5 protein-coding genes and 1 pseudogene are annotated in these 7,092 nt (G+C 63.8%); 3 read left to right on the forward strand and 3 right to left on the reverse strand.

The window, feature by feature from the left end; all coding sequences use genetic code 11:
* Nucleotides 1–324: 324 nt before the first annotated feature.
* Nucleotides 325–2,124: an adenylate/guanylate cyclase domain-containing protein gene (locus ACZBJS_RS41635; protein ID WP_316399396.1), complete on the forward strand. Its 1,800-nt coding sequence runs from the start codon at nt 325–327 to the stop codon at nt 2,122–2,124.
* 270 nt (nt 2,125–2,394) lie between these two features.
* Here ACZBJS_RS41635 and ACZBJS_RS41640 read toward each other — a convergent pair whose 3' ends face one another.
* The 3 genes from ACZBJS_RS41640 to ACZBJS_RS41650 form a co-directional block, all read right to left on the reverse strand.
* Nucleotides 2,395–4,419, reverse strand: coding sequence for a pyrroloquinoline quinone-dependent dehydrogenase (locus ACZBJS_RS41640; RefSeq protein ID WP_316399394.1), 2,025 nt, complete (start codon nt 4,417–4,419; stop codon nt 2,395–2,397).
* 71 nt (nt 4,420–4,490) lie between these two features.
* Nucleotides 4,491–5,939: a caspase family protein gene (locus tag ACZBJS_RS41645; protein ID WP_168854958.1), complete on the reverse strand. Its 1,449-nt coding sequence runs from the start codon at nt 5,937–5,939 to the stop codon at nt 4,491–4,493.
* Between the two features lie 129 nt (nt 5,940–6,068).
* On the reverse strand, nt 6,069–6,296 hold the full coding sequence (locus ACZBJS_RS41650) for a hypothetical protein (RefSeq protein WP_016848541.1): 228 nt from the start codon (nt 6,294–6,296) through the stop codon (nt 6,069–6,071).
* Nucleotides 6,297–6,455: 159 nt separating this feature from the next.
* On the opposite strand from ACZBJS_RS41650, the gene ACZBJS_RS41655 reads away from it, so the two are divergent.
* Together ACZBJS_RS41655 and ACZBJS_RS41660 are read left to right on the forward strand one after the other, a co-directional pair.
* A complete protein-coding gene (locus ACZBJS_RS41655; protein ID WP_316399395.1) occupies nt 6,456–6,908 on the forward strand; it encodes a hypothetical protein in 453 nt (150 codons plus the stop codon).
* 78 nt (nt 6,909–6,986) lie between these two features.
* Nucleotides 6,987–7,092: pseudogene (locus ACZBJS_RS41660) on the forward strand (IS5/IS1182 family transposase); the annotation flags it as partial.

Genomic DNA, 7,092 nt, shown 5'->3' on the forward strand with positions numbered 1-7,092 from the left:
CCCAACTCGATCGCAACAATGCGACGCCGCTTGAGCGTCGCGCTCCTCGGCCGCATGCAAAGGTGTCCTTGCTGCATCCGGCTCATCAAAGGGCGCGACCCGCCGATCCACCTATGACACAGTAAGACTAAAGCGTGATGAGAACAGGGCGTGTAGTCGAGAATCCAGTGTATGCGAGCGGGGATAGCGAGGTCGGTGTCGCTCTCAAAAGCCGATACCGGCGATGCTGTGGTGAATGTCCGGTCGAGGCCATCAGGCGATATTAGCAGTGTAGCCCGATCTCCCGATCCGTCGTACAATATCTCGTCGGTTGGGCTGAGAGCCATGGTGCAGGAGCGGCCATTCCCTGTCGAGCGGAGGTTGTCGGCGATATTAGCCGCCGATGTGGCTGGCTATTCGCGGCTCATGCACGATGACGAAGAGGCGACACACGCCAAATTGACAGCGCTCTTGGCGGACGCTGTTGTGCCAGCAATCGCTGAACACGGCGGACGCATCGTGAAGAACACTGGCGATGGGTTCTTGGCGGAGTTTACAAGCTCAGTTGAGGCTGTCCGAGCCGCCATACAGTTTCAGACCCGCATCAAGGAACTAACAATCCAAGAGAAGAAAGAAAGGCGCGTTGCCTTCCGCGTGGGAGTCAACATCGGCGACGTAATCGTCGAGGCCCATGACATATTCGGGGACGGCGTTAACATCGCGGCGCGGCTTGAAGGTTTCGCAGAGTCGGGCGGCATCTGCATCTCGTCTTCTGCCTACGATCAAGTGCGAGGCAAGGTCGGCGTTGAGTTCGTCGATTTGGGCGATCAAAACTTCAAAAACATCACCCGCCCGGTCCGGACCTATGCCGTGACCTGGGATGAACCCGGCCCAACGACACGATCTCACCGCACGGAATCGAGCGCGCTTTCACCGCCTCGTCTTTCCATCGTTGTGCTGCCATTCGCCAACCTCAGCGGCGATCCTGAACAAAACTATTTCGTCGACGGTGTAACCGAGAACTTAACGACAGACTTGTCGCGCATCAGCGGCTTGTTCGTAATCGCCCGGAACAGCGCGTTCTCGTACAAGGGCAAAGCAATCGACGTACGGCAAGTCGGCCGCGAGTTGAACGTCCGGTACGTGCTTGGAGGTTCCATGCAGCTCAGCGGCAAGCGGCTTCGAGTGAACGTGCAGCTCACCGATGCCGAAAGCCGCAAACATCTTTGGGCCGAGCGCTTCGAAAAGCCTGTCGCCGATCTTTTCGATATGCAGGACGAAATCGTATCGAGGCTCGCCAACTCGTTAGGTGCCCAGCTCTTTGTAGTCGAGGCACGAAAAGCGGAGCGGTTACTGCATCCCGACGCAATAGACCTGTTCTTTCAGGGTACTGCCTGCTTCTACAATGGGCCGACCCTTGAGCACGCGACCCGGGCGCGCGGCTTTTTTGAGCGTGCTTTGGTGATCGATCCCCGAGGGGCTGGAGCGATTTGGGCGTTGATCGGCATGGCAAACGTCGATCTGACAGTGGGAGCCGACCTGCTAACGGACGAGCGAGCCGCGCTTCTTTCGGCAGCCGAAGCGAACGCGATCAAAGCACTTTCACTAGCTCCCAACATTGCCGCGGCCCGTCTGATACTCGCACTCGTCTACATTAACACAAACCGCGCCGCGCAAGGGATTACCGAATGCGAGCAGGCATTAGCACTTGATCGCAATTTGGCTTATGCTCATGGCGTTATCGGTTTAGCCAAACTCTATATGGGTTGTCCTACCGAGACTGAAGGCCATGTACTCGAGGCTCTTCGTCTGTCCCCTCGCGATCTCGTTGCCAACCGGTTGATGCGTTTTGTGGGCACGGCGAAGCTACATCTCGGTGCGGATGCCGAAGCGGTCAGTTGGCTGCGACGAAGCATTGAGGCCAACCGCACTCATCCTCTTGCCCATTTTTCGCTCGCCGCTGCCTTGGGCTTGCTCGGCGCGCTGGATGAGGCGCGAACTGCTGCGAAAGCGGGATTTGCGCTCAACCCAGGCTTTACGATCCGCCGCTTGCGCGCCGCCAAGATAAGCGACAATCCTATTTATCTCGCGGGACAAGAGCGCCTTTGCGAGGGCATGCGCGTAGCCGGGGTGCCGGAGGGATGATGTCGGAGATGGGTCAAATGCGGCGGTCGAGGATCGTTGATGAGAAGTCCGGACTGCACCCAATACCGGACCAGTCAGAGGCGGCGAAGAACCTGAATTCATCGCGCTTTAGCGGAGCGAGGCGACGCTTGCATCATTTCGGAATAGTAGAAAAGTAACCCTGAGTTGCCCGACGTGTCAAGTTGCTTTTCGAACGCCGGCAGCTGCCGGCACCTTTGCATGGGGTTGTTTTCGATATTTTGGCGGCGCGGACCTGCGGCAGGTGAGCACCTAAGCGGATCGCGAGCGACGGCTCCGTCGCCAGCGCCACAACAGCGCAACGAGGGCGACGAGCACGAGACCGGCGGCCACAGCCTTGGCGGTGAACCGCCCGCCGGGCCGATCGATCAGGCGGGTCCACAACGATGCCCCCTCGCCCTGACGCGGCAGGCGAAACGCCACCACGCTATCGCCGATTGAGGTGCCGGCTTCGGAATGGCCGCCGGCGCCGATCACGACGTACTGCTCGCTCTTCCAGAGATAGGTCATCGGATTGGCGACGCCCGGCACCGGAAGGCGGCCGAGCCACAGCTGCTTTCCCGACCTGGCATCGAACGCGCGCAGATAGGCATCCATCGCGCCGGTGAACACCAGGCCGCCCGCGGTGATCGCGACGCCGTTGACCAGCGGCGTGCCGGTATTGAGCGCGATGCCGAGCGGCGCGAGATCCTCGCTGGTGCCGACCGACGAATGCCAGAGGATCTTGCCGGCCTTGAGATCGACCGCCACCGTCTCGCCCCATGGCGGCTTGTTGCAGGGCGACCCGACCGCCGACTTCGCCAGCGCCCGCGACATCGCGAACGGCGCCCCTTCCTGCTGGCCGAATTCATGACCCGGCGGCGGGTTGAAGCCCTTGGCCTGGTCGCGTGGAATCAGTGTGACGATGTGCGCCGCATGACTGACATTGGCGTAGAGGAGCTGATTGACCGGATCGAACGCCGCGCCGCCCCAGTTCACCCCGCCGCCTGTCATCGGATAGATCACGGTGCCTAGCGTCGACGGCGGCGTGTAAAGGCCCTCATTACGGGATTGCGCGAACAGCTTCTCGCAAGCCGGGCTCCCGATGCCCGGCAACAGACCGGCGACATCATCGGCCGTCATCCGCTGCGTCAGCAGCGGCGGCACATGGGTCGGGAACGGCTGCGTCGGCGACAGCCTCTCGCCCACGGCACCGTTCTGCGGCACCGCGCGCTCCTCGACCGGCCACACCGGCTTGCCGGTGTCGCGATCGAGCACGAAGACAAAGCCCTGCTTGGTCGGCTGGATCACGACGTCGCGTTGATCATCGCCGGTGTCGATCCGCGCCAGCGTCGGCTGCGCCGGCAGGTCGTAGTCCCAGACGTCGTGATGCACGGTCTGGAATGCCCATGCGAGTTCGCCGGTCTCGATCCGCAGCGCGACCACGGAATTGGCGTGCTCGTCATTGCCGGGGCGCTTGCCGCCCCAGAAGTCCGGACTGGGCGATGTCGTCGGCAGGAACACCAGGCCGCGCTCCTCGTCCACCGACATCGGCGCCCAGACATTGCTGTGGCCGGCCTCGACGCCATTGTGCACGAGCGGATCGAAGCTCCAGCGCGGCTGTCCGGTTCGCGCATCGAAGGCGCGCACCGCGCCGAGCGGCGCGTCGACCCGCCGGTTGTCGCCGATCGCGGAGCCCACCACGACCACGCCGCGTCCCGTCACCGGCGCCGACGTGATCTGAAACTCGCCCGGCCATTCCAGCTTCATGCCAACGTCGATCTTGATCTCGCCACCGTTGCCGAAATCGGCGCAAGGCTTGCCGGTTCTGGCGTCGAGCGCGATCAGGCGCCTGTCGTTGGTGCCGGTGAAGATGCGTGACTTGCAGGCGGCGCCTTCCGCCGCGCGATCATCCGTCCAGTACGCGACGCCGCGGCAGACAAAGCGATTGGCCGGCCGTTGCGCCATGCTGATCTTCGGATCGAAACGCCATTTCTGCGCACCGGTGCCGGGATCGAGCGCGATCACTTCGTTGAACGGCGTGCAGAGGATCAGGCTGTCCTCGACGAACAGCGGCGTCACCTCGAACTTGGTGCGCTTCATGACCTCGGGCGGGCGAGTATCGAGATCGCCGGTGCGGAATTCCCAGCCGCGCAGCAGCTTGCCGACATTGTCCGATGTGATCTGCGTCAGCGGCGAGAAGCGTTGTCCGCCGCGGTCGCCGCCCCAATACTCCCAGGCGCGCGCCGGCTGACCACACAGCAGCAGCGCGGCAAGCAGGCAAAACAGCGACCGCATCGCGTCCTCCCCCAGGATGCGATCACCGGGCGCCGCATCTCATGCGGGAAAGCATTTACGCGATCGTCGCGTCAGTATCCACCCCGGCGATAGCCGCCGCCGTAGTTGCCGCGATAACCACCACCGCCGCCGCCGATGCCGATCCCGATTCCGATTCCGATCGGCGGTCCGGCAGGCTCGTAGACCACGGTTGGAGGCGGACGGCGCACCACCACGACGTCGTCCTCAACGACGACGCGCGGCGGGCGCTTGCCCGCGCGCCGCGGCGGATCGGGATCGGCACGCTTTTTCACCGGCACGTTGGCCCTCTGCTGCAGCGGCTGTTGCGGCGGCGCCGCGTTGCAGGGACAGGTTGGTGCCGCCAGCGCGACGCTGGTCGCGGGCACGCTGAGCGCGACGGCGGGCGCCGGATCGGGACGGTAGCGCAGCCGTTCGATCATCTTGCGCGCGGTCGCTGTCAGGTCGGTGTCAGGATATTGCGCGAGGAAGCCGCGATAGGCCGCCGCCGTGTTGATGAGGATCGCGTTATTCCACGCTAGCATGCGGCGATGCCGGTCGAGCCAGTCGCGCGCCTGCAGGCCGCGCGGCGTGCCGGCGAAGATCGCGGCGAAGGCCTCATAGGATTCGTCGGAGCCATCGACCACCATCAGTTCATTCGCGGCCTCGATCGGCTTGCCCTGCAACTCGCGCTTCCATTCGTCGACCGTGCGTTTGGCCGCGGCCGGTGGCGGCGTCACTGCGGGCGACGCCGCTGTCCCCACCATGAAACGGAAGTCGTCGGTGAGCGAGGACGAGTCCCACGGCGTCTGGCGACCGTCGGTTGCCCTGTTCACCGCGAGGCGAACGCGCTTGAAGGTGTCCTCGATCGGGATGCCCGGCTCCTTGGCCGAGGCCAGCAACGCGGTGGTGTAGGGGCTGTTGGCGCCGCTGCCGTCCTCGGCTTCCGCTCCCGGCGAGGTCGAGAACGACACGAACGTGCCGGGCGCGCCGACCCTGGCATCGACGATGGCGAGCCCGTGCCCCGCGGTCTTGCTGAGCTCCGGGAAAGGATTGTTGCGGCAGGCATCGAGCAGCACGATGCGCATCCGACTCGGAACTGAGGTGAGCGTATTCAGGACGTCGTTGAGCCGAACCGCCTGGATCGGGATATCAGCCTCGCGCTTCGGATCGACATCGACCGGCACCAGATAGTTCTCGCCGTCGATCTGCAGGCCATGCCCGGCATAGAACACCAGCGCCACGGTATCGGCGCCTTTCGCCGCCACCTGGCCAGCGAAATCGCTGAGCCGTGCGCGCATCTCGTCCTGCGACAGGTCCGATGCGGCCGTCACCGCAAATCCGGCATCGGTCAGCATTTGCGACACAGCCTTGGCGTCGTTGGCCGGATTCGGCAGCGCGGGCACCGACTTGTAGGCCGACTGCCCGATCACCAGCGCCAGCCGGTTTTCCGCCGACGCCGGCACGGCGCCGAGCAGGATCGCTGCCGGAACGATCAGGCTGAGGAGCGAACGGCGAAGCATGGCGGCCTCCGACAATGACATCGAAGATGGGTCGGAGGCCGTCAGGCCAAGGTTCATGCCTTGCGGCAAATGTGCTGCCGACCGACGCCGGTCGAATGTCGAATGGCCGCCGAGACCTGGTGAGGCCGGCTATTTCGGCTTCTTGGCCGGATCCGCTGCCGGCTTGGTGACACCCCAGGGATCGTATTTCTCCTTGGGCTCGGGGATCCGATCGAGCGCGGCCTTGTAGGCCTTCTCGTCGACCTTGGGCTTCTGCTCCGTCTTCGTATCGCCTCCACCGCCCCCTCGCCGGCCCTGGGCCAGGGTGGGTGTCGCGAGCAGCGCCAGGATGACGGCAGCAACCGTGAAGCGTTTCATGTCAGTCTGTCTCCCCCGCCGCCGCAGCAACATCCGGTAATACCTCTACCCCAACGATAACTTGTCGCTCGACATTTGTTGATCGACAAAGCGCCGCCTCACGCGAATTCAGCGCCACCAGGGGGCGCAATCCTGACGGCGGCACATTAAATGCGCTGAATGGGACAGGGACAAGTACATCTGGCGGCGCTGCTGGCCGGCGCCGCCTTAATATTGAGTGGCTGCGGCCTGGCGGACAGCCATGCGGTGTGGCCGGAGGCCTTGAAGGTCAAGGCCCCCGAGCCGGCGCCGCTCGAGATGCCTCCGGACGTCAAACGGCTGGTCGCGGGCAAGCTGGATTCGGTGTTCACGGCCGGTTCACAGCCGACCCATGTGAGGGTCTCCGCCCCGCTGCACGACCCGCGCGGCACCGGCTGGACGGCATGCGTACGCGCCGAGCTGACATCGGTAATCGGCAAGCCGCTGGGGACGCAGACCTATCGCGTCTTCATCAATGAAGGCTCGATCTTCGATCGCCGGCAGGTCGGGGCCGACGACAATTGCGTGACGGAGCCTTACGAGCCCGTCGAGAGCACCGTTGCGGTGGAAGCTCAACGGACCACCAAACCCTAGGTGGTGTGGACTCTAGGGATTCCCTTTTAGGAGCAAATCAGATTCAAGGCTGCTTTTGGGGAGGCCGCCTTGAGTGTGATGGACCGTTTGGTATTGAGCGACGCGGCGTGGAAGCGGATGGCGCCGTTGATCATAGGGCGCCCCGATCAGAAGGGCTCGACCGGGCGCGACAACCGAATGTTCG

The sequence above is a fragment of the Bradyrhizobium sp. KZN70725 genome, from assembly GCF_055264925.1.